This is a genomic window from Paracoccus sp. MC1862 (genome assembly GCF_016617715.1).
In the GTDB taxonomy this organism is placed as follows: Bacteria; Pseudomonadota; Alphaproteobacteria; order Rhodobacterales; family Rhodobacteraceae; genus Paracoccus.
In genome coordinates this window covers 1,747,614-1,766,203 of record NZ_CP067225.1, presented here as the reverse complement: position 1 = coordinate 1,766,203, position 18,590 = coordinate 1,747,614, and the positions used below count along the sequence as shown (strand labels likewise).

The 18,590-nt window shown below is 67.2% G+C and carries 20 protein-coding genes; 8 read left to right on the top strand and 12 right to left on the bottom strand.

Annotated features, from left to right (window positions below; all coding sequences use genetic code 11):
- Nucleotides 1-8 precede the first annotated feature (8 nt).
- Genes JGR78_RS08760 through JGR78_RS08750 form a run of 3 tightly spaced genes read left to right on the top strand, consistent with a single transcriptional unit; the run spans nt 9 to nt 2,665 of the window.
- Nucleotides 9-629: a dimethylamine monooxygenase subunit DmmA family protein gene (locus JGR78_RS08760; RefSeq protein ID WP_182805790.1), complete on the top strand. Its 621-nt coding sequence runs from the start codon at nt 9-11 to the stop codon at nt 627-629.
- On the top strand, nt 626-1,591 hold the full coding sequence (locus JGR78_RS08755; protein ID WP_182790485.1) for a PDR/VanB family oxidoreductase: 966 nt from the start codon (nt 626-628) through the stop codon (nt 1,589-1,591). The genes JGR78_RS08760 and JGR78_RS08755 overlap by 4 nt, the downstream gene beginning before the upstream one ends.
- Nucleotides 1,592-1,600: 9 nt before the next feature.
- Nucleotides 1,601-2,665, top strand: a complete 1,065-nt coding sequence (locus JGR78_RS08750; RefSeq protein WP_182790484.1) for a DUF3445 domain-containing protein — start codon at nt 1,601-1,603, stop codon at nt 2,663-2,665.
- Here the strand turns inward: JGR78_RS08750 and JGR78_RS08745 are convergent.
- Complete coding sequence (locus tag JGR78_RS08745) at nt 2,662-3,315, bottom strand: cupin domain-containing protein (RefSeq protein WP_182790483.1); 654 nt, start codon at nt 3,313-3,315, stop codon at nt 2,662-2,664. The two genes, JGR78_RS08750 and JGR78_RS08745, sit on opposite strands and share 4 nt — an antisense overlap.
- Before the next feature lie 288 nt (nt 3,316-3,603).
- On the bottom strand, nt 3,604-4,887 hold the full coding sequence (gene glyA / locus JGR78_RS08740; protein ID WP_200559275.1) for a serine hydroxymethyltransferase: 1,284 nt from the start codon (nt 4,885-4,887) through the stop codon (nt 3,604-3,606).
- 101 nt (nt 4,888-4,988) lie between these two features.
- On the opposite strand from glyA, the gene JGR78_RS08735 reads away from it, so the two are divergent.
- Nucleotides 4,989-5,741, top strand: coding sequence for an NAD kinase (locus JGR78_RS08735; RefSeq protein WP_370576506.1), 753 nt, complete (start codon nt 4,989-4,991; stop codon nt 5,739-5,741).
- Here the strand turns inward: JGR78_RS08735 and JGR78_RS08730 are convergent.
- A complete protein-coding gene (locus JGR78_RS08730; RefSeq protein ID WP_182793937.1) occupies nt 5,734-6,030 on the bottom strand; it encodes a hypothetical protein in 297 nt (98 codons plus the stop codon). The genes JGR78_RS08735 and JGR78_RS08730 overlap by 8 nt on opposite strands.
- Before the next feature lie 273 nt (nt 6,031-6,303).
- Here JGR78_RS08730 and JGR78_RS08725 point away from each other — a divergent pair, with 273 nt between their 5' ends.
- The gene (locus JGR78_RS08725) at nt 6,304-6,549 is read left to right on the top strand and encodes a hypothetical protein (protein WP_200559274.1); all 246 of its coding nucleotides are present in this window, start codon (nt 6,304-6,306) and stop codon (nt 6,547-6,549) included.
- Nucleotides 6,550-6,854: 305 nt separating this feature from the next.
- Here JGR78_RS08725 and JGR78_RS08720 read toward each other — a convergent pair whose 3' ends face one another.
- From JGR78_RS08720 to metG, 7 genes are all read right to left on the bottom strand, one after another.
- Nucleotides 6,855-7,865, bottom strand: a complete 1,011-nt coding sequence (locus JGR78_RS08720; protein ID WP_200559273.1) for a phosphotransferase family protein — start codon at nt 7,863-7,865, stop codon at nt 6,855-6,857.
- Entirely contained in the window at nt 7,862-9,076 is a 1,215-nt protein-coding gene (locus tag JGR78_RS08715) for an acyl-CoA dehydrogenase family protein (RefSeq protein WP_200559272.1), read from the bottom strand. The genes JGR78_RS08720 and JGR78_RS08715 overlap by 4 nt, the downstream gene beginning before the upstream one ends.
- 9 nt (nt 9,077-9,085) lie before the next feature.
- Nucleotides 9,086-9,823, bottom strand: coding sequence for an SDR family NAD(P)-dependent oxidoreductase (locus tag JGR78_RS08710; protein ID WP_182804185.1), 738 nt, complete (start codon nt 9,821-9,823; stop codon nt 9,086-9,088).
- Between the two features lie 89 nt (nt 9,824-9,912).
- Nucleotides 9,913-10,839, bottom strand: coding sequence for an ornithine carbamoyltransferase (argF, locus tag JGR78_RS08705; protein WP_182791979.1), 927 nt, complete (start codon nt 10,837-10,839; stop codon nt 9,913-9,915).
- A gap of 405 nt (nt 10,840-11,244) precedes the next feature.
- Nucleotides 11,245-12,165: an arginase gene (rocF, locus tag JGR78_RS08700; RefSeq protein WP_182804187.1), complete on the bottom strand. Its 921-nt coding sequence runs from the start codon at nt 12,163-12,165 to the stop codon at nt 11,245-11,247.
- Nucleotides 12,166-12,216: 51 nt separating this feature from the next.
- Complete coding sequence (locus JGR78_RS08695) at nt 12,217-12,990, bottom strand: sulfite exporter TauE/SafE family protein (RefSeq protein WP_182804189.1); 774 nt, start codon at nt 12,988-12,990, stop codon at nt 12,217-12,219.
- Nucleotides 12,983-14,701 carry a methionine--tRNA ligase gene (gene metG, locus JGR78_RS08690; protein WP_182804192.1) on the bottom strand — a complete coding sequence of 573 codons (1,719 nt, stop codon included), beginning with the start codon at nt 14,699-14,701 and terminating at the stop codon, nt 12,983-12,985. The genes JGR78_RS08695 and metG overlap by 8 nt, the downstream gene beginning before the upstream one ends.
- A 156-nt stretch (nt 14,702-14,857) precedes the next feature.
- Here metG and JGR78_RS08685 point away from each other — a divergent pair, with 156 nt between their 5' ends.
- Entirely contained in the window at nt 14,858-15,208 is a 351-nt protein-coding gene (locus tag JGR78_RS08685; RefSeq protein WP_182791809.1) for a hypothetical protein, read from the top strand.
- A 32-nt stretch (nt 15,209-15,240) separates the two neighbouring features.
- On the opposite strand, the gene JGR78_RS08680 is transcribed toward JGR78_RS08685, so the two are convergent.
- Entirely contained in the window at nt 15,241-15,387 is a 147-nt protein-coding gene (locus tag JGR78_RS08680; RefSeq protein ID WP_182791810.1) for a hypothetical protein, read from the bottom strand.
- Between the two features lie 321 nt (nt 15,388-15,708).
- Complete coding sequence (locus JGR78_RS08675) at nt 15,709-16,305, bottom strand: GcrA family cell cycle regulator (protein ID WP_182791811.1); 597 nt, start codon at nt 16,303-16,305, stop codon at nt 15,709-15,711.
- A 107-nt stretch (nt 16,306-16,412) separates the two neighbouring features.
- Here JGR78_RS08675 and JGR78_RS08670 point away from each other — a divergent pair, with 107 nt between their 5' ends.
- Complete coding sequence (locus tag JGR78_RS08670; RefSeq protein WP_234450690.1) at nt 16,413-17,231, top strand: ABC transporter permease; 819 nt, start codon at nt 16,413-16,415, stop codon at nt 17,229-17,231.
- A gap of 151 nt (nt 17,232-17,382) precedes the next feature.
- On the top strand, nt 17,383-18,555 hold the full coding sequence (locus tag JGR78_RS08665) for an aspartate aminotransferase family protein (RefSeq protein ID WP_182804194.1): 1,173 nt from the start codon (nt 17,383-17,385) through the stop codon (nt 18,553-18,555).
- Nucleotides 18,556-18,590: the final 35 nt, after the last annotated feature.

Below are 18,590 nucleotides of genomic sequence, written 5' to 3'. Positions count from 1 at the left end.
ATCCCATGATGATGAACACCGCATTCCCTCCCTCGATCACGACCCGCCCGGTCTATGGGCTGCTCGAACCCCATCCCGGAAGCGAGCATCTGATGGTGGCGGACGGCGAGGGGGGCGGGGCGCTGCTCGACCTCTTCGCCAAGGCGGACGGGCAGGGGATCGACCTGCGCCCGACCGCCCATGTCATCTATGTCAGGGCCGCCAACGGCACCGACATGGGCGACCGGCTTGCCGCACTGGGGGCCGCGCGGTTCTACCACGGCCCTTCGCTGTCGGCCGCGATGCCCCGCATCTGCAAGGCGCTGGGCGACGCCCACATGGGCCTGCAGATCTACCTTGCGGGGACCGAGACATTGATCGGCGTGGTCCAGAGCGAGGCGATGAAGGTGGGCTATCCCCATGATGGGGTGCATACCGAGCATCGGGGCTCGCTGGCCCGCCGTGTCCAATGCGTCCATTGCAAGGGCATCACCGAAAATGTCACGACCGATCCGATGGTCTGCAGCCACTGCGGGTTGCATCTTTACGTGCGCGACCATTATTCGCGCCGGATCGCGGCCTTCCAGGGGGTCAACATAGACGCCGAGGACCCCGGCCAGGTGCCGGAAATGGTGGAGAAGTTCCCATGAGCAGCGGAGGCCCCCATATCCAGGCCCGCGTGGCAGACGTGATCCCGGTCAACGCCCTGATCAAGACCTTCCGCTTCGAGCCGGTGGACGGAAGCCCGGTGCCGCCCTTTTCCGGCGGCAGCCATGTCGTCGTCGAGATGAACGACAACGGCACACGCCGCCTGAACCCTTATTCGCTGATGAGCGATCCTTCGGACACCAAGGGCTATTCCATCTCGGTCCGGCGCGATGACTTCGGCCGGGGTGGGTCGCTTTACATGCACAACCATGTCACGCCCGGCATGGAGATGACGATCAGCTACCCGGTCAACTTGTTCCCCGAGGATGCGCGGGCGCGCAAGCACCTGCTGATCGCGGGCGGCATCGGCATCACTCCCTTCATCGCGCATATGGCGCAGATGGACCGACGGAACGCCAATTTCGAACTGCATTACGGGGTGCAAAGCCGCTCGCTCGGCCAGTTGGGGGATGAACTGAAGCGCAGCTACGACAACCGCGTGCATCTTTACTACGACGACGAGAACATCCGCATCGACCTGCCGCGCCTTCTGCGCAGCCAGCCATTGGGGACGCATGTCTATGTCTGCGGCCCGAAGGGCATGATCAACGCCGTCCGTGAGCTTGCCGCCCAGGCCGGCTGGCCGAGGGGAGCGATCCATTCCGAGGAGTTCCTGGCCCCGCCGGTGGGCAAGCCCTTCTCGGTCGAACTGGCGCGGACGGGGATCACCGTCGAGGTCGCCGCCGTCCAGTCGCTGCTGGAAGCCATCGAGGCCGCGGGCGTCGATCCGCCCTATCTCTGCCGCGGCGGCGCCTGCGGACAATGCGAATGCAATGTCCTCGATTGCGAGGGCGACATCGAGCACAATGACCATTGGCTGACGCCCGAACAGCGCGCCTCGCAGAAGAAGATCATGCCCTGCGTGTCGCGCTTTACCGGCAGCAGGCTGGTCCTGGATCTCTAGGAGGAGAGAATGGGAATTCAGTTCAGCGACGTCACCTTCCGCAACGACTATACCTTCCGCAACTCGCCGGAGGGAATCAGGCGCTTTCCCTTTCCGTTCCCCGAAGACGACTACATGTATTCGGTGAACATCGAGCCGCATGTGCCCGGCCGCAAGGGCTCGATCTTCGAGCATACCTTTGACGTGGACGAGCATTACATCTCTGAAATGCGGGACCGCGCGCAGGTGCTGGCGGATGACCCGCTGCGCTGCCAGTCGCTGCCGCACATGACGCTGGCCGGATGGGACCTGCTGGAACTCATCATGGAATCCAAGGCCCGCGACTACCCGGACCTGTTCGAACTGCACAAGGACGGCGACCGCTGGCGCTGGATCAACCGGCCGCTGGGCGTCGATGACACCTTCACCTTCCTGGATGAAACGACGCTGCCCTGCGGGCCGATGGAATACATCACCCGCCAGACGCAGGGCGACTTCACCCTGCAGGACCAGCGCGACGAGAACCTGTGGATCGAGGCCGGCATGGTCACGACCCAGGCCGACTGGTCGCTGGACTTCGACATCGGGATGAGCTTTCACGAATGGCACGCCCCGGTGCCCTTGGCGGGCGGCATGGGCATCTTTGACCGCGCGTTGAAGTTCCTTTTGAAGCTGCAGCACGGCGCGCCTGTCCGTCGCTTCAACTGGACCATGACGGTCGATCCGCTGCTGGACACCAGCCCGGAGAACTATCCCAAATGGGGACCGGGCAAGGCCACGCTGACCCCCGACACCGTCGGCGCGCGCCAGCATCTGCGGGTCGAGCTGCAGACCCTGTATCGCCTGCCGCGGTCCAACGCGATCGCCTTCGGCATCCGCTGCTACCTGATCAGCTTCCAGGATCTGGTGACGGTGCCGAAATGGGGCCGCCGTCTGCACCGCGTCCTCAAGGGACTGCCGGACGAACTCGCGGAATACAAGGGCTTCGCACGCAACCGCGCGCTTCTGGTCGAGTGGCTTTCCCGGCATGACGACGGTGCGCCGACATCGCTGGGCTGGTGGCCCGAGGACGAGCCGGAGGCCGTGCCCGCCTAGCCCTGCGGATAGCAGATCACCGACAGGAAACGGGCCGGAAGGGCGATATGCGCTTCCGGCCCGTGCTGCGCGTCGGCGTCGAAGAACAGGCTGTCGCCGGGACGAAGGTGATAGGTCTGGTCGCCGTGGCGATAGACGATTTCGCCTTCCAGCATGTAGATCAGTTCCAGCCCATCATGCTGGAAGGTCGGGAACACGTCCGAGGTCGTGGTCAGCGTGATGAGATAGGGCTCCACCACCACGCCCGACTGGTTCGGCCCCAGGTGCCCCAGCAGGTTGTACTGGTGCCCCGACCGCGTGCCACGCCGGGCGATCTCGACATGCTGCCCCGCCTTCACATGCTGCGCCTCGCGGCGTTCCTCGAAAAGGCGGAAGAAGGCCGTCACCGGCGTGGACAGCGCATGGCTGAGCGTCTGCAGCGTCATCAGCGAGGGCGAGGTGACGCCGTTCTCGATCTTCGACAGCATCCCCACGGAAAGCCCGGTCTTGCGGGCAAGGTCGGCGACCGTCATCGAATGTTGGCGGCGGATGCTGCGGACCTCGCGCCCGATCGCCACCTGAAGATCCCTTTCGCGAGGGGTGCTGACCCGGTGAGGGTCCTGGCTGAGTGGTGCATTGGGCGCGTTGGAGATCGCTCGCACCTTGGCCATCGTCATCTCCCTCGCACCCAAGTCGCTATGTATGCCCTGACCTGCTTCCCGTTTCCGGCAGGCATGGTCAAGCCGCCATGGCAGGGGATGACGTTCCCGGAGCCTGATGGAGACACCTCGGGCAGCGCCGGCTTCGGGAAAGAGTCCTGCCGTATCAGTCACGTCTGCCGCCGATCTGGCGGGATCGGCGCCAAGGATGAAAATCATTTCAGGCGGAAAAATCCCGCGGCAGGCTGCCGCGGGACGCATGGCTTGTGGCTTCTGGTTTTCCCGGCGCGCCCCTGTTCCTCACATCCCGTCGTAGAGGGGGAACCTTGCGCACAGCGCCTTGACCTCGCCTGCGACGCGGGCCTCGACCTCGGCATTGCCGCCCTCGCCGTTGGCGGCCAGGCCGTCCACGACCTCGACGATCCAGCGGCCGATCTGGCGGAACTCGGCCTCGCCGAAGCCGCGCGTGGTGCCGGCGGGCGAGCCGAGCCGCACCCCCGAGGTCACGGTGGGCTTTTCCGGGTCAAAGGGGATGCCGTTCTTGTTGCAGGTGATGTGGGCGCGGCCCAGCGCGTCCTCGGTCTGGTTGCCCTTCACCTCCTTGGGCCGCAGGTCCACCAGCATCAGATGCGTGTCGGTGCCGCCGGTGACGATGTCCAGCCCGCCCTTCATCAGCTCATCCGCCAGCGCCTGCGCGTTCAGGACGACCTGCCGCGAATAGTCCTTGAACTCCGGCCGCAGCGCCTCGCCGAAGGCCACGGCCTTGCCGGCGATGACATGCATCAGCGGCCCGCCCTGGATGCCGGGGAAGATGGCCGAGTTCACCTTCTTCGCGATATCCGCGTCGTCCGTCAGGATCATGCCGCCGCGCGGGCCGCGCAGCGTCTTGTGGGTGGTGGTCGTCGCCACATGCGCATGCGGGAAGGGAGAGGGGTAAAGCCCCGCCGCCACCAGCCCGGCGAAATGCGCCATGTCCACGATCAGCCAGGCCCCGACCTGATCGGCGATCCCCCGCAGCCGGGCGAAGTCGATGATCCGCGGGATGGCCGAGCCGCCGGCGATGATCGCCTTGGGCTTGTGCTCGCGGGCAAGCGCCTCGACCTGGTCGTAGTCGAGCAGGCTGTCCTGCTGGCGCACGCCGTATTGCACGGCGTTGAACCACTTGCCCGACTGGTTGGGCTTGGCGCCATGGGTCAGGTGCCCGCCCGCATCGAGGCTCATCCCGAGGATGGTGTCGCCGGGCGTCAGCAGCGCCTGGAAGACCCCCTGGTTGGCCTGGCTGCCCGAGTTCGGCTGGACGTTGGCGAAGTCGCAGCCGAACAGCTGCTTCGCCCGGTCGATGGCGAGGTTTTCGGCGATGTCCACGAATTCGCAGCCGCCGTAGTAGCGCTTGCCCGGATAGCCTTCGGCATATTTGTTCGTCATCACCGAGCCCTGCGCCTCGAGCACCGCGCGCGAGACGATATTCTCGGACGCGATCAGCTCGATCTCGTCGCGCTGCCGCCCGAGCTCGCCCCGGATCGCGTCAAAGATCGCAGGGTCGCGGGTGGAAAGGGTCTCGGTGAAGAATGCGCTGTCGGTCATGGGTTCCTCCGGGGCGTTTCCCAAGCTGTTAACGGCTTTGCAGGGTCCTTGCCAGCGCCTCGCTCTCGACAAGGGGCAGGGGACATGCATGGATGGCCGGCATGACCGCGATCCACTTCACGGCAAGCGAGACCGACACCGCCCTGTCTGCCATGGGCCGGCTGATGGAGCGTTACGGCCAGACCCCGGCCAACCGCGCCGACGCGGTGGTGGCGCTGGGGGGCGACGGCTTTCTTCTGTCAGTGCTGCGGCAGAACCTGGGGCGGCCGGTTTACGGCATGAACCGGGGCACGGTCGGCTTCCTGATGAACGACTATGCCGAGGATGATCTGCCGCAGCGCATCGCCACCGCCGAGGAAGCCGTCATCAACCCGCTGTCGATGGTAGCGGGCGCGCCGGACGGCGACGAATACCGGGCGCTGGCAATCAACGAGGTGTCGATGCTGCGCGCCGGTCCGCAGGCTGCCCGCATCCGCATCAGCGTGGACGGCCGCGTGCGGATGGAGGAACTGGTCTGCGACGGGCTGCTGGTCGCGACCCCCGCCGGGTCCACGGCCTACAACTATTCGGCGGGCGGGCCGATCCTGCCCATGGGCTCGGACGTGCTGGCGCTGACGGCGTTGGCACCCTTCCGCCCGCGGCGCTGGCGGGGGGCAATCCTGCGCCACGATTCCGTGATCCGCATGGACGTGCTGGACCCGCGCAAGCGCCCGGTCATGGCCGACGCCGACGCCAAGCAGGTGGACCGGGTGCTGTGGGTGGAAATCCGCAGCGAGCCCCGCATTGCCCATCGCCTGTTATTCGATTCCGGCCGCGGGATGGACGAACGCATGATGCGCGAGCAGTTCACATAAGGCTTCCGCGGCACAAACAAGACTTCGGTGGCGATGATCCGTGCCAGAAGCGCGCATCCTGCGGGCCGGGGTCCGGGCGGCTTGTGACCATGTTCGTTACCATGCCGCTGCCAGCGTCCATGTCGCCTTCACCGATGCGGCCGCTGCACTTTTCATCCCCGCCGTGACCACCAGAGTGGCTTGCAAGGCGTACATGATCCTGCCACGGGTTGGCGAGGTTGCCCGACATCGGCGCGAGGTTCAGCGCCTTGCGGATGAGGTTCCGCAGTAAGACCATGAGTTCCTGCATGTGGCCCCGCCGACCTCCTCGGTCTTTTCACAGGCGGCGCCTTTCGCAAGGCGCATCTGCTTTTTGGTTTCTGGCAGCGTGGCCTCAATCGCAGAGCAGATGCGGCAGCAGTCAGCCCCGAGGTCCAGCGGCGCGTCGTCATAGGCATGCACTGGCGCAGGGCGCGCAGATGGCTCGGGTCGGCTGTCAGGCGCTATAAGAGACCTGCCAGCGCCTTGTAGGCGGCAATCAACAGTCTGAGTTGCTCGCTGGCCTGGCGGTTCATCCACTCTCGTGAGGTTGCGTCCTGGCGATCCGCTGCCGCTGGACGTTGAGCGCATCGACCCCTCGGCCTTTGTGGGCGAGGTGGTGCTGAGTTCCGGGATGACGCCCTTCCTGCGGGCGGCGGCGCGGCGGGGCTGCCGGTATCAGGTCGGGACCGACATGCTGTTCGAGATGATCCCGGCCTATCTGGAGTTCTTCGGCCTCGGCACCGCCACCGCCGGGGAACTGCGGGCGACCGCGCAGATCGCCTGTTGAGGAAGCGATCCCGCCTAGGCAAAGCTCTGCGCCACGATTTGGCGGCGGCGCTGCCCCCGGGCACTCCCGCCCGCGAGCAACCTGTCGCAGCGTCCAGCCAGGGGTGGCGGCGGGGGCCGCCTTGTCGCGCCGAACTCGCTTGCCCGCCCAAAGCCTCCTGCGGTCACGAGTGCGCCCTGCAGCGCCTTGCTCCTCGGGCAACAGGGCAGGCCGGCGGAGGCGGGTTGCCGTTCCGCGGCGCTGCGGCTGATCCACGGGCATCGGCCGGCAGGGATGCCGCCGGCCTTTCTCCCGGTCGGGCCGGATCAGCCTTCGGGCGGCGTTTCTCCCAGCACCTCCCAGGCTCTTTGGGCGAAGCGGCCCGCCAGCGGGGCGTAGCGGGCGGCCTCGGGGTCGGCGGCGGTGCCCTGGGCGGCGCGGTCGGCGATGCCCGTGAAGATCACCGCGAAGCGGAAGAGCGCAAAGGCGATGTGGAAGGCTTGGGGCGGGGGAACCTCGGGGTGGACCTCGCGGTAGGCTTCGAAGAACCCGGCCTCGGTGGGGATGCCCTCGGTTTCGGCGCCGAGGATGCCGCCGTATTCGTCCGGGCTGGTGTGGAAGGGCATGGCGGCGAAGCCGAGGTCGGCCAGCGGATGGCCGATGGTGGACAGTTCCCAGTCGAGGACGGCGATCACGCGGGGCTCGGTCGGGTGAATGAGCATGTTGCCCAGCCGGAAGTCGCCATGGGCGATGGAGGACAGCCCGTCGTCGGGCGGCTGCAGTTCGGCCAGCCGTTCCGACAGCGCCAGCAGCACCCTGTCCTCCGCGAAGGAGGAGGCCTCGAGCTGGCTGGTCCAGCGGTGGATCTGGCGGGCGAAGTAGTCGCCGGGGCGGCCGAAGTCCGACAGGCCGATCTCGTCCGGCCGGACCCGGTGAAGCCGGGCAAGAGTGCGGACCATCGACAGGTAGACCTCGCGCCGTTCGGCCGGGGAGAGGTCAGGCAGGCGGCCGTCGGAGAAGACCCGGCCCTCGACGAAGTCCATCAGGTAGAAGGGTGTGCCCAGCAGCGCGGCGTCCTCGTGGAACAGCAGCGCGCGGGGCACCGGCACATCGGTGTCCTCAAGCGCCCGCATCACCCGGAACTCGCGGTCGATGGCATGGGCGCCCTTGAGGATTTCCCCCGCGGGCTGCTTGCGCAGCACCATGCGGCGGGCGCCGTGATCGACGATGAAGGTCGGGTTCGACTGGCCCCCGCCGATGCGCGAAAGGTGCGTCTCGCCGGGGCCGAAGTGCTGGGCCAGGAAGGGATTGAGCCGTTCGGGCGTGACCTCGCTCATGCCTCATCCCCCTCGACCGGCCAGGACCAGAACCCCCGCCCCTCGGCATCGAGGTTGCGGCTGAGAACCATCTTGTGGACCTCGTCCGCGCCATCGACCAGCCGCGCCTGGCGGGCGTAGCGGTAGATCCATTCCAGCGGCGTGTCCTTGGAATAGCCGCGCGCCCCGTTGATCTGGATCGCGGTGTCGGCGGCCTTGTGCAGCAGGTTCGCCACATGGACCTTGGCCATCGAGACCTCTTTCCGGGCATAGCTTCCCTGATCCAGCGCCCAGGCGGCCTTCATCACCAGCAGGCGGCCCACCTCGATCTGCATGGCGAGATCGCCCAGCATGATGCGGATGCTTTCGCGGTTCGACAGCCGCTCGCCGAAGGCGAAGCGTTCATGGGCATAGGTGGTGGCGATCTCGACGCAGCGCTTCGACAGCCCCAGCCAGCGCATGCAGTGGGTCAGCCGCGCCGGCCCCAGCCGCATCTGCGTCAGCTTCAGACCGTCGCCCTCGTTCAGCAGAAGGTTCTCGGCGGGGATCTCCATGTCCTCGAAAACCAGCTCGCAATGGCCGCCGTGTTCCTCGGGCCCCATGATCGGGATGCGCCGCTCGATCCGCCAGCCGGGGGTGTCGCGGTGGAACAGGAAGGCGCTCAGCCCCTTGCGCGGGTCCTCCGAGGTGCGCGCGATCAGCATGAAATGCCCCGCGTCCTCGGCCCCGGTGATGAACCACTTGCGGCCGCGGATCACATAGCTGTCGCCCTGCCGCGTGGCAGTCGTCAGCATCATGCCGCCGGGGTCCGAGCCCGAGCCGGGATGGGGTTCGGTCATCACGAAGGCCGACCGGACGCGGCCATCCACAATGGGCTGCAGCCAGCGCGCCTTCTGTTCGGGCGTGCCGGCCTTTTCCAGCACCATCATGTTGCCGTCGTCGGGCGCGGCCGAGTTGAACACCACGGGGCCGAAGATCGAGCGGTTCATCTCCTCGTAGCAGACCGCCATGCCGATCTTGCCAAGACCCTGCCCGCCGGTTTCCTGCTTGAGTTGCAGGCACCACCCCTCGGCTTTCGCCTTGTCCCGCATCACCTCAAGCACATCAAGGCGGATGTTCTCGTGCGCGTCGTAGTTCGCGCGGTCCTCCTCCAGCGGCAGCAGCTCGTCCTCGACGAAGCGGGCGATGCGGCGGCGGTAATCCTCGATGCGCGGCGGAATGGTGAAATCCATGGGGAACCCTCACAGGCTGGAACAGAGATGGCCGCCATCGACGACGATGGACGATCCGGTCATGTAGCGCGCCCCGTCGGAGCAAAGCAGCCGCAGGGGCGCGTCGAGGTCGCCAAGCTGCCCGAGCCTGCGTTGCGGGATGCGCCGGATCAGCGTCTGGCCCGGTTCGGTCGCGAAGAAGTCGCGGTTCAGGGCCGTCTCGATATAACCGGGGCAGAGCGCGTTCACACGGATGCCGTAGCGCGCCCATTCCAGCGCCAGCGCCTGCGTCAACTGCACCACGGCGGCCTTGGAGGCGGCATAGGCCGCGACATTGCCCGCCACCCGGAAGCCGAGGATCGAGGCTACGTTGACGATGGCGCCGCCGCCCGTGTCGCGCATCCGCCGCGCCGCCGCCTGCGCCACGTGGAAGACACCCTTGACGTTGGTGTCCAGCACGGCGCCGAACTCCTCCGGGTCGGTGTCGATCGCGGGCGCTGTCGCGGTGATGCCGGCGTTGTTCACCACCACGTCGATGCGTCCGGCGACCTGCGCGAAAGCGGCCGCGACAGACGCCGCATCCGCCACGTCCAGCGCCACCGCCTGCGCATCCCCGCCCGAAGCCCGGATCGCATCGACCTGCGCCGCGATCTTCCCCTCGCTGCGGGCGGCCAGAACAACCCGCGCCCCGTCACCCGCAAGAACAGAAGCAAAATGCGCCCCCAGACCGCTCGACGCACCAGTCACGAGAATGGTTCTGGGGGGCATGGAAAGGTCCTTCCTGCGCTTGGGTTCCGCCGATGTTGACGGACTTTCCAACGGAAAGCCAACCCGCCGCCGCTGATTTTCCGCTCGTGTCAGGCCCCGAGGCACCAGCGCATGATCGCCTTCTGCGCGTGCAGGCGGTTCTCGGCCTCGTCCCAGACGACGCTGTTCGGCCCGTCCATGACGGCGGAGGTCACCTCGTCCTCGCGATGAGCGGGCAGGCAGTGCATGAACAGCGCGCCGGGCTTTGCGCGGCCCATCAGCGCCTCGTTCACCTGATAGCCGCGCAATTGGTTGTGCCGCCGCTCCCTGGCGGATTGCGGGTCGTGCATGGACACCCAGGTATCGGTGACGACCAGATCGGCGCCTTCGACGGCCTTCATGGGATCGCGCACGATCTCGGCTTTCACCCCTTGGCCGCGGGCGAAGTCCAGCCATTCGCGTTCCGGGTCCAGCGGCTGCGGTCCGGTGAAGGTGAAGTCGAAGCCGAATTGCCCCGCCGCCTGGATCAGCGAGGCGCAGACGTTGTTGCCGTCGCCTGACCAGACCACCTTGCGCCCGGCGATGGGGCCGCGATGTTCCTCGAAGGTCATCACGTCGGCCATGATCTGGCAGGGATGGGTGCGGTTCGTCAGCCCGTTGATGACGGGAACGCTCGCGTATTCCGCCATCTCCAGCAGCGTCGCCTCTTCGAAGGTGCGAATCATGATGAGATCGACATAGCGGGACAGCACGCGGGCGGTGTCGGCGATGGTCTCGCCGTGGCCCAACTGCATTTCCTGCCCCGACAGCACCATCGTCTGCCCGCCCATCTGCCGCACGCCCAGGTCGAAGCTGACGCGGGTGCGGGTCGAGGGCTTCTCGAAGATCAGCGCCACCATGCGGTTCTTCAGCGGCTGCTCGGCGTCGGGCGTGCCCTTCGGCGCCCCGTTGCGCGCGTCCTTTATCCGCCGCGCATTGTCGATGATGCCGCGCAGGTCGTCCTTGGGCGTGGTGTGAATGTCGAGAAAGCTGTTCATCATGGGTGTCCTGTTCCGTTCCGTCCGGCAGTCGCGGGGCGCTATCGTCGGCGCCCGGCAGACCAGGGGATCGGAACGGAACGAAGGCTCGGGGCGAACAGCGTGATCGGCTTGGGCATGATCGCGGCACTTCACCGGGCCGGCCCCGCGAGGTCAACCCCCGAAGGCATGTCGTTCCCAGCCGGCGCCCCTTGCCCTTTGGCCGGAACAAGTCGGGCCAGCCCCTTGGGGGCTGGCCCTTGCCCGGAGTGAGACCACGCACCATGAGCAAGGAAAGGATAGGACGGGGACCGGCCCCGGCTCAACGATGAAGCATCTAAAATGATGCGCATCCCGTCAGCCGCTGCCGATCCTTGGGAAACGGGGCGTCATCCCCCCAACCGAGGTGGCGGCGCAACTGGTAGCCTACCCCGACCGCGTCGGTCGGTCGAAGACCTTGCGCCCCATCAGGCTGCCGACAAGATCCACCATCATCCGCGCCGTCTTGCCCCGCTCGTCGAGGAAAGGATTGAGTTCCACAAGATCCAGCGAAGTCATCAGCCCGCTTTCGTGAATCAGCTCGCAGACCAGATGCGCCTCGCGGAAGGTCGCCCCGCCGGGAACCGTTGTGCCCACCGCCGGCGCGACGGACGGGTCAAGGAAATCCACGTCGAGGCTGACATGTAGCATCCCGTTCGCGGCGCGGACCTTCTCAAGAAAAGCCCGCATCGGCACGGCAAAGCCGAACTCGTCCAGCACCCGCATGTCGTTGACCACGATCTCGGAGGCTTCCAGCGCCGCGTGCTCTGCCGGATCGACGCTGCGGATGCCGAACAGGCAGATGTTCTCCTCGGGGACCGGGGCCGGGAAGGGGGGGAAGGCGCCGAATCCCGGCCGCCCTGTCAGATAGGCCAGCGGAGTCCCGTGCAGATTCCCTGACTTGGTCGTCTCGACGCTGTGGATGTCGGAATGCGCGTCCAGCCACAGCACGAACAGGGGCCGCCCCCGCGCCCTGGCATGGGCCGCCACGCCCGCGACCGATCCCAGCGACAGCGAATGGTCGCCCCCCATGAAGATCGGCATCCCCTCGGCCATTGCCCCCTCGCCCGCATGGGCCAGCGCGCGGGTCCAGGCGAGCGTCTCGGGCAGGTGCCGGACGGCCGCGTTACCGGTCGTCTCGCGGCCCAGCGGCCCCGGCGCAAGGTCGCCCCGGTCCTCGACCCCATGGCCGAGGCTTTCCAGAGTCCGCGCGATCCCGGCCACGCGATAGGCGGCAGGCCCCATCAGGCATCCGGGCCGCTGCTGTCCGCTGTCCACAGGGGCGCCGATGAGGATGCAATGGGTCATGGGGCCTCGAATCTGGATGCGGGGCGAGGTTGCGGGGCGTTGCGCCCGAGGTCAACCGCGCGCCAGTGCCATGCCCGCCGTGCCGATCAGCCCCACGCCCGACAGGAACAGCAGCACCAGCGCCGCCCGCCGGATCGCCAGCGCCGAGACCGGCGGCGGAAAGCGCCGCGCCGCCCATGTTCCGAAAGCCACCGCCAGCAGCGCGCCGGCCAGCGCCACCGCCGTCAGTCGGTCGAAGCTGCGGTCCGCCACCGTCAGCACCAGCCGGAAGGCCTGGGTGATGACGAAATAGCTCACCAGCGTCACTCGGATCGTGTCCAGCGCCAGCGGCTGGCGATACAAGAGCCAGATCAGCGGCGGCCCCGAGGTCGCGAACAGCCCCCCCATGATCCCGCCGGTCGCCCCCGCGATGCCGAAGGCCGGGGTGGGCGAGCGGTCGTCCCAAGGCTGCGGCCGGTGCACCAGTTGCAGCGCCGCCGCCGCGATGAAGACACCCAGGATCAGCCGCAGCCATTCCAGCGCCGAGCCCACCATCCATTGCAGCAGCCAGTAGCCCAGCGCGATCATCGGCACCGCGCCGACGACGGCCGCGATCACCGCCTTGCGGTCGGCATGGTGGTGGTCGCGCCACAGCACCATCGCTCCGTTCAGCAGCACCAGGACCGAGATGATCTGCGCCGTCACCGGCACCGGCAACAGGCCGAACAGCGTCGTCCCGCTCATCACGATCAACCCCAGCGCGAAGCCGGTCAGAGTCTGGGACCACGCGCCGAGCGCCGCCAGCCCCCAGAAGGCCAGCAGCGCGGTCCAGCCGACCTCAGTCACGGACGCCTTGGAACCGCTCCTGCCATTCGTCGCGCTGCTCGTCGGTGATCTTGGCGAACAGCACCTCGGGCACCTCGAAGGCATGGCCGGCGGTCAAGGTGTCCAGCGCGGCAGTCACGTTGTCGGGCCAACTGCGGTCTTGCGTCCGCATCGCGGCCAGCATCGAGTCGGCGGCGAAGGGGATGAAGGGCGCGGACAGCACCGCGTAAAGGCGGATCAGGTTGATGCCCAGCCGCACCTGCATCGCGGCCCTTTCAGGGTCGGTCTTGAAGCTGGACCAGGGCGCAGCCGATTGCAGGTATTCGTTGCCCAAGCCCCAGATCGCGCGCAGCTCGTTCGCGGCCTTGCGGACCTCCATCGCCTCCATGAAGCCCTCGTAGGCGCGGATGCGGCTGGTCAGGGCCTTGATCAGCGCCTGTTCCTCGGGACCGTGGGCGCCGCCCTCAGGGATCGTCTCGCCGAACTTGGACCGGCAGAACTTGGTGATGCGGCTGACGAAGTTGCCCAGAATGTCCGCGAGATCCTTGTTCACCGAGACCTGGAAGTTTTCCCAGGTGAACTCGGCGTCCGAACCCTCGGGCGCGTGGGACAACAGCCACCAGCGCCAGTAATCGGCGGGCAGGATCGACAGCGCCTGGTCCTGGAATACCCCGCGCCCCTGCGAGGTCGAGAACTGCCCGCCGTCATAGGTCAGGTAGTTGAAGGACTTGATGTAATCGACCAGCTTCCATGGCTCGCCCGAGCCGATGATCGTCGCGGGGAAGGACAGCGTGTGGAAGGGCACGTTGTCCTTGCCCATGAACTGGGTGTAGCGCACGTCCTCGGCGCCCTCGTCCAGACGCCACCAGCGGCGCCATTCCCCGGCGGGCTTGCCGTGCGCATCAGCCCATTCGGCAGTGGCCGCAATGTATTCGATGGGGGCGTCGAACCAGACGTAGAAGACCTTGCCCTCCATCCCCGGCCAGGGCTGGTCGCCCTTGCGGACGGGAATGCCCCAGTCGAGGTCGCGGGTGATGCCCCGGTCCTGCAGGCCGTCGCCGTCGTTCAGCCATTTCCGGGCGATCGAGGTCGTCAGGATCGGCCAGTCGGTCTTGCTGTCGATCCAGTCCGAAAGCTCCTGCCGCAAGGCCGACTGGCGCAGGTAGAGGTGCTTGGTCTCGCGAATTTCCAGGTCGGTCGAGCCGCTGATCGCCGAGCGCGGCTCGATCAGGTCGGTCGGATCGAGCTGCTTGGTGCAGTTTTCACACTGGTCGCCGCGGGCCTTGTCATAGCCGCAATTGGGGCAGGTGCCCTCGATGTAGCGGTCGGGCAGGAAGCGGCCGTCGGCGTTGGAATAGACCTGCCGTTCGGAAACCTCGGCGATCAGGCCGTTCTGATCCAGCTTGCCCGCGAAATGCTGGGTCAGGCGGTGGTTCTGGGGACTGGAGGAGCGCCCGAAATGGTCGAAGGACAGGCCGAAGCGGCGGGCGATGTCGGCCTGCACCTGATGCATCTCGGCGCAGAAGACCTCGATCGGCTTGCCCGCCTTGGCGGCGGCGAGTTCCGCGGGGGTGCCATGCTCGTCCGTGGCACAAAGGAACATCACCTCGCACCCGCGCCCGCGCTGGTAGCGGGCGAAGAGGTCTGCAGGCAACTGGCTGCCAACGAGGTTCCCCAGGTGTTTGATGCCGTTGATATAGGGGATGGCGGAGGTGATGAGATGGCGGGCCATTGGGGCTCCTGAAGGCAGGTCGGGGGCTGTTTACCCAAGGGGCGCAGTCATTGCCAGCGGCAGGTCGTTGTTTCGAATGCGCGGTAGTTCGGGTCTGGGCAGGGCAGCGATACGTGTCCATGATGGGGCAACAGGTTATTTCAAGGAGAGTTTTCCATGATCCGCTTTCTGATTTCCGCCGCGCTTGCGCTGGCTGCGGCAACAGTCGCCGCACGGGCCGACGATCTCTATTACATCGAGGGTTATCGCAACAACTGCCCGATGGAGGCGGGGGGCGAGGGCATCATCTCTGTCGGCGCGGGCAGGTTCAGCATCACCGAAAACCATTACGAGCGCGTCACCGGGCGGCAGGGGCTTGCCGATGGCTGGCAACGCGCGACCTGGGCCTGCATGTCCGAGGGTGAGGAATGTGGGCAAGAGCAGGTCGACCTGCGGATCACGGAGGCACGGATCGACATACGGTTCGGAGAAGGCCGGAGCTTCTCGGGAACTCGCTGTCCGGGTTGAGGGATCAGGTCGCTGCCGGCGATGGCATCCGATCAGATGGGGCGCTGCCCCTGCCATGCGTTGCACGGCTTCCCCGGGATATTTTTATCCGGCCCGAGCAGCAGGAAAATGGTCCAGAACTCGCTGGTCGAAAGGTGGCTTTGGCTGATCGAAGCGCGTCGCGGGCGCATTTCAGCCATGGCGAGGCCCTTGGATCAGGAGGCGCAGCGGCTGAAGGCTGGAGAAATGATGACGGGCGGTTGTGGAGTCATTGCGCTTGTCCGGGTAAAAGGACGCCCCGTTCCGGCGGTGAAGCAGGGAACAAGGGCGCCTCGGTCCGGAGCGGTCATCGGCGTCCCCGCCTGTACCGCGACTCCGACTTTCCCACTGGAGGATTAAGAAATCCCTAAATCGCTTGGGTCAAACGGAAATCTTCTCGGGAAGTGATGGGCGCATGGTCCCATTGATGGGGCAGGGAGCCCCAGCCAGGAACCGTGGCGCCGACGCGGAAGGGCTTGCCCTTACCGCCGGCGGTCCCGCCGGGCGCTCATCGGCTGGAAGGCCACACCGACATGGGCGTCGCAATAGGGCTTGCCGGCCTGGCTGGGCAGGCCGCAGAACCAGAACTTGTCGGTCGCCGGGTCGCCGATCGGCCATTTGCAGGTGCGCTCGGTCAGTTCCATCAGCGATAGCTTCAGGGCGCGCTTCTCGACCTCGCGAACCGAGGCCAGCGTCTCGGGCGAGATCTCGTTGGCCGAGGGCTGCGGCGGCAGCGGCTGGCCCGCGGGCACGATCGGACGGCGAGGGATGAAGACCGGCTGCGGCGCGGGCTCGGGCTGCGGGGGGGCTTCCGCCTCGGGCTCGGGCTGGGGGGGCGCGGGGCGCTCGGCAGGGGGTGCCTCGGCCACAGGGGCGACGACGGGCTCGGGCGTTGGCTCGGGGGCAGGGGCGGCGGGCTGCTCCTCGCTCTCGGTGCGGTTCGACAGGCCCAGGCGGTGGACCTTGCCGATCACGGCGTTGCGGGTGACGCCGCCAAGCTCCTTGGCGATCTGGCTGGCCGACTGGCCTTCTGCCCACATGCGTTTCAGCGTCTCGACGCGGTCGTCGGTCCAGGACATGGGTTGCTCCTTGGCGGCTGTCGGGCTTGCACAAGCCGCGGCGCGCGGTTCTAACCGGGAATGCCCGGAAATAGCGCCCCGCGCCCGCAGTTTCAAGGATCGCCGTCATGCCTCGTCCCGCCCCTGCCGACTATGGCGCCATGCCCGTCCGCCGCTTCGGCCGGATCAACTGGCTGGGAACGGCCACGCTGGCCGCGCGCGAGATCCAGCGCTTCATGACCGTCTGGCAGCAGACGGTGCTGGCGCCGCTGATGACGGCGGGGCTGTTCGTTGTGGTCTTCGTCGTGGCGCTGGGGCGCGGCCGGGGCGAGGTCATGGGCCTGCCCTTTGTCGAGTTCCTCGGCCCCGGCATCCTGATGATGACGGTGATCCAGACGGCTTTCGCCAACAGCTCGTCGTCCATCATCTCGGCCAAGATGCAGGGCAATATCGTGGACACGCTGATGCCGCCCCTGTCGGCGGCCGAGATCCTGGCGGGCTACCTGACCGGCAGCCTGGTCCGGGCGCTGCTAGTCGCAACGGTGATCGGGATCGGGCTGGCGCTGCTGGTCGGCCATCCGCCCGCGCATCCGTGGGCGGCGCTGGCCTTCATCCTGCTAGGGGCGCTGATGCTGGGGGGCTTGGGCATCCTTGGCGGGATCATCGCGCAGAAGTTCGACCAGATGGCGGCGCTGACGAACTTCGTGGTGACGCCGCTGTCCTTCCTGTCGGGCACCTTCTATTCCGTGCAGGCGCTGCCCGAACCCTTCCGCAGCCTGTCCCACTGGAACCCGATATTCTACCTGATCGACGGCGCGCGCCATGGCTTTGCCGGCGTCAGCGATGCGCCCATGGCCCGGGGGCTGCTGGTCTGCCTGCTGACGGTGGTGGCGGTCAACGGGCCGGCATGGTGGTGGCTGCGCACCGGTTTCCGCATGAAAGCGTAACGTGGCGTTGAAGCTGGCAGCGTCGCTTGGTAACGCTGCCCGCATGACGACGATTCGACCTGATCTGCGACGCTGATGCGTCCCGCCGCGCGCCTTGCCTGACAGGGCCGTTCGTTCGTCTGAAATCCAGCAAAAGCCAAGGGACCGACCCATGATCGACGCCGTCCTGCCGACCTACAACCGCGCGTCCCTCGCCTTTGACCGGGGCGAGGGCGCCTGGGCCATTGCCGTGGACGGCACCCGATACCTCGACCTCGGCGCGGGCATCGCGGTCAACGCGCTGGGCCATGCGAATCCCGATCTGGTCACGGCACTGACCGAGCAGGCGGGCCGGATCTGGCACGTTTCCAACCTTTACCAGATCCCCCAGCAGCAGCGGCTGGCCGAGTTGCTGGTGGACAGAACCTTCGCCGATACGGTCTTCGTGACGAACTCGGGCACCGAGGCGGCGGAACTGGCGATCAAGATGGTCCGCAAATACTGGTCCGAGAATGGCCAGCCTGACCGGATCGAGATCCTGACCTTCGAGGGCGCCTTCCACGGCCGGTCCACTGGCGCCATCGCGGCCGCCGGGTCCGAGAAGATGACGAGGGGCTACGGCCCCCTGATGCCGGGATTCCGCACGTTGCCCTGGGGGGACATGGCGGCGCTGGAGGCGGCGATTTCCGACCGGACAGCGGCGGTGATGCTGGAGCCGCTGCAGGGCGAGGGCGGCATCCGCCCGATGGCGGACGAGGATCTCCGCCGGGTCCGCGCGCTGTGCGACCAGGCGGGCGCGCTGCTGGTGCTGGACGAGGTGCAATGCGGCATGGGCCGGACGGGGCGGCTGTTCGCGCATGAATGGGCGGGGATCACGCCCGACATCATGATGGTCGCCAAGGGCATCGGGGGGGGCTTTCCGCTGGGCGCGGTGCTGGCCACCGAAGAAGCCGCCAGCGGCATGGGCGTCGGCAGCCACGGGTCCACCTATGGCGGCAACCCGCTGGCCTGCGCGGTGGGCATCCGGGTGATGGAGATCATCGCGGACGAGGCTTTTCTGGCCGAGGTGAACCGCAAGGGGGCGCTCTTCCGGCAGAAGCTGGAAGGGCTGGTGGCGGCCCATCCCGATGTCTTCAAGGGCGTGCGCGGGGTCGGGCTGATGCTGGGCCTGCGCTGCAAGCTCGCCCCGACCGAGGTGGTCAGCGCCGCCTATGACGAGCATCTGCTGACGGTGCCCGCGGCGGACAATGTGGTGCGGCTGCTGCCGCCCTTGAACATTTCCGACGAGGAGATTTCCGAAGCGGTGGCGCGGCTGCACCGCGCGGCGGCTTCGCTGGAGGGATGAGGCGGAAGGGGCTTTGCCCCTGCGCCATGCGTGCG

Coding starts and splice junctions, on each gene's coding strand:
- glyA (WP_200559275.1), bottom strand. CDS start 4,887: ATGACCGACAGCGCATTCTTCACCGAGACCCTTTCCACCCGCGACCCT.
- JGR78_RS08760 (WP_182805790.1), top strand. CDS start 9: ATGATGAACACCGCATTCCCTCCCTCGATCACGACCCGCCCGGTCTAT.
- JGR78_RS08670 (WP_234450690.1), top strand. CDS start 16,413: ATGCCTCGTCCCGCCCCTGCCGACTATGGCGCCATGCCCGTCCGCCGC.
- JGR78_RS08715 (WP_200559272.1), bottom strand. CDS start 9,076: ATGGATTTCACCATTCCGCCGCGCATCGAGGATTACCGCCGCCGCATC.
- JGR78_RS08665 (WP_182804194.1), top strand. CDS start 17,383: ATGATCGACGCCGTCCTGCCGACCTACAACCGCGCGTCCCTCGCCTTT.
- JGR78_RS08675 (WP_182791811.1), bottom strand. CDS start 16,305: ATGTCCTGGACCGACGACCGCGTCGAGACGCTGAAACGCATGTGGGCA.
- JGR78_RS08680 (WP_182791810.1), bottom strand. CDS start 15,387: ATGGCTGAAATGCGCCCGCGACGCGCTTCGATCAGCCAAAGCCACCTT.
- JGR78_RS08745 (WP_182790483.1), bottom strand. CDS start 3,315: ATGGCCAAGGTGCGAGCGATCTCCAACGCGCCCAATGCACCACTCAGC.
- rocF (WP_182804187.1), bottom strand. CDS start 12,165: ATGACCCATTGCATCCTCATCGGCGCCCCTGTGGACAGCGGACAGCAG.
- argF (WP_182791979.1), bottom strand. CDS start 10,839: ATGAACAGCTTTCTCGACATTCACACCACGCCCAAGGACGACCTGCGC.
- JGR78_RS08685 (WP_182791809.1), top strand. CDS start 14,858: ATGATCCGCTTTCTGATTTCCGCCGCGCTTGCGCTGGCTGCGGCAACA.
- JGR78_RS08755 (WP_182790485.1), top strand. CDS start 626: ATGAGCAGCGGAGGCCCCCATATCCAGGCCCGCGTGGCAGACGTGATC.
- metG (WP_182804192.1), bottom strand. CDS start 14,701: ATGGCCCGCCATCTCATCACCTCCGCCATCCCCTATATCAACGGCATC.
- JGR78_RS08730 (WP_182793937.1), bottom strand. CDS start 6,030: ATGCAGGAACTCATGGTCTTACTGCGGAACCTCATCCGCAAGGCGCTG.
- JGR78_RS08750 (WP_182790484.1), top strand. CDS start 1,601: ATGGGAATTCAGTTCAGCGACGTCACCTTCCGCAACGACTATACCTTC.
- JGR78_RS08710 (WP_182804185.1), bottom strand. CDS start 9,823: ATGCCCCCCAGAACCATTCTCGTGACTGGTGCGTCGAGCGGTCTGGGG.
- JGR78_RS08735 (WP_370576506.1), top strand. CDS start 4,989: ATGACCGCGATCCACTTCACGGCAAGCGAGACCGACACCGCCCTGTCT.
- JGR78_RS08720 (WP_200559273.1), bottom strand. CDS start 7,865: ATGAGCGAGGTCACGCCCGAACGGCTCAATCCCTTCCTGGCCCAGCAC.